At 69.8% G+C, this 2581-nt stretch carries 2 protein-coding genes; both read left to right on the forward strand.

Translation table 11 applies throughout. The features are described from left to right. The coding region (locus ACXJKR_RS29465) for a tripartite tricarboxylate transporter substrate-binding protein (protein ID WP_457325868.1) at positions 1–266 on the forward strand (266 nt) is incomplete at its 5' end. Positions 267–293: 27 nt separating this feature from the next. Then, on the forward strand, positions 294–2581 hold a 2288-nt coding region (locus ACXJKR_RS29470), incomplete at its 3' end, for a tetratricopeptide repeat protein (RefSeq protein ID WP_457325869.1).

Below are 2581 nucleotides of genomic sequence, written 5' to 3' on the forward strand. Positions count from 1 at the left end.
CCTTTGAGGAGCAGGGCTTCAAGGGCATCGTTGGCGTCGAGACCTACGGCCTCTTCCTGCCGGCCAAGACGCCGCAGGCCACGGTCGACAAGCTGGCTGAGGTGGCCCGCGCCGCGGTGCGCGAGCCCGGCGTCATCGAGGCCCTGGCCAAGCTGGGCTTCGAGCCGCTGTCGCTGCCGCCGGCAGACTACGCCAAGCGCCTGGCCGCCGAACGCGAGTACTGGGGGCCGGTCGTCAAGGCTTCGGGGTTCAGCTCGGACGATTAGCATCGGCGCTCCACTCATGGAGCCTGAATGCCCTGGCGTCGACTGGCTGTTGGCCTCGCTGCTTGCCTTGCTGTTTGCCTGACCCTGAATGCGGCCCATGCGGCGACCGACGCCGCGCGGCTGCAGGCGTTGCTGACCGAACAGCAATACGCCGCGGCGCGCGCCGATGTCGACGCATTGCTGCGCGCCAGGCAACCCGATGCCACCGAGCGCGGTGTCATCTACCAATGGCTGTTCGCCCGTGATGACGGTGCCGCCATCGATCGCCGCACGCGTCATGTGCTGACCACTTCCAACGTCGACGCCATCGACCTGCTCGCCGCCGGCCGCCTTGCGCTGGACCGGCGCGATTTCGAGCGCGCCAGGCAGTGCTTCGAGAAAGCCCTTGAGCGGGCAAAGCGGCCCGTCGACAAGGCGCAGGCCCTGCGCGGCCTGGGCCAGCGCCATTACCAGCTGCGTGAGTTCGACGCCTCGCTACAAAAGCTCGAAGCCGGCATCGCCGCCGAACGCACCGCCGACGGCCTGGCCGCGCTGGCCGACACGTTGATCCGGCTCGGCCGCACCGAAGACGCGATTGCTGCGGCCGAGGGCGCCGTCGCGCTGAACCGTCATCACGAAGCCGCCCACTACCTGCTCGGCAATGGCTATGTGCGCGAGAACTACAGCCAGCTCGCTGCTCGCCTGGGCGACGGCTTTGCACCGCTGATGGCCGACGTGAGGCGTGCCTCCGATGCCTTCGAAAAGGGCGACTTCGACACGGCGCTGCTCATCAGCCTCGCCGTGCTGGAGCGTTGCCCGCAGCTCGGCCGGGCTCATGCCATCGCGGCCAAGGCGCTGGAGTCGCAGCGCTTTGCCATTGATGTGCACCGCGCCGACTACGAGCGCCGCTTCAAGGCCCTGCCCATGCCCACCGTGCCGGGCATCGAGCGCTATGTACTGAACTGGAAAGAGCTGTCGCCGCGCCACCAGAAGCGTGTGGCACTGTCCGTCGCGCCGTGGAAGGCCTTCATCCCGGTGCTGGTGGAAGGGGGCGCTACCCACTTCATCAAGCCGATGTGGATGCGCCTGTCCGAGACGCCGCAGGCCCATGCGCTCAAGGATGCGCGCATCGACTACGACTCGCGCCTCTGGGACGACGTACGCGGCATGGGCGGGCACTTCACCGTCACCGGCATCGAAGACGTCGAGCGCAGCATCTTCGATCGCTACAACACCGTGCTGCACGAGCTGACCCACCAGGTCCATGGCGTGCTGACGGCCGACCAGGCGCGCAGCATCGAGACCCTCTACCAGCAGGCCAAGTCGCGTGACGCCAGGACACGCAACGGCTTCCTGTCGCGGTATGCCGGCGGCTCGGTGTGGGAGTATTTCGCCGAGGGCGCCAATGCCGCGGCCTCGCCACGGCGCGACGCGTATGACGGCCGCGAGATCGTGCGCGAGCGCCTCATCGAGATGGACCCGGCCCTGCGTGCCGAGATCCGGCGCTTCTTCGCCCAGCGCGACACGCGCGCCAGCTTGCCTGTGGCCCTGGTCAATGCCGGCAACCAGAAGCTGGAAGATGGCCAGCTGGCCGAGGCCAAGCCGCTGTTTGCGCGCGCTCTCAAGCTCGCGCCCACCGACGAGCGCGCGCTGACGGCCCAGCTCAATGCGCTGGCCATCGAGGGTGATGGCGCCGCCGTTGCTGAACTGGCGGCCCGCGCCCTGGCTGCTCATCCGCGCAGCGGTGCGCTGCGCGCGGGTGTCGCCGACGCCCTCTGGCATGGCGGCCGCCCACTGGCTGCCGAGGTTGTGCCTGGCCTGGGGCGCGATGTCGAGGCGCTGAAGGGCGAGGACCGCTTCCGCGTCGACCTCGCGCTGGGCGACTACTACCGGCGCCTCGGCGATGTGCCGCGGGCGCTGCCCGCCTATGACGCCGTGCTGGCCTACCAGCGCGACCAGCCCGAGGCGCTGTGGGGCCGTGCCGCCACGCTGGCGTTGGACAGCCGCTGGGACGACGCCTTCAAGCAGTACGAGGCTGTGCTGCGGCTGCGCACCGGCCTCGTGCCGCTGCGCCGCGATTACGCGCTGGACCTGCTGCGCGCCGGCCGCAAGGAGGCGGCGCGAGCCCAGATCAAGGAAGCGCTGATCTTGGACCCCGCCGACCCCGACACATTGGCGCTGAAGGGCTGGCTGGCCCTCGTCGATGGCGACCCGACCGCTGCGCGCCGCGATGCCGGCGAAGCCCTGCGGCTCGGGCCTTGGAGCGACTTGGCCCTCATCGTCGAGGCCGCCGCACTGCAGGCCCTGGGGCAGGGCGAGGCGGCGCAGGTGACTCT

It is taken from the genome of Roseateles sp. P5_E11 (assembly GCF_054049355.1).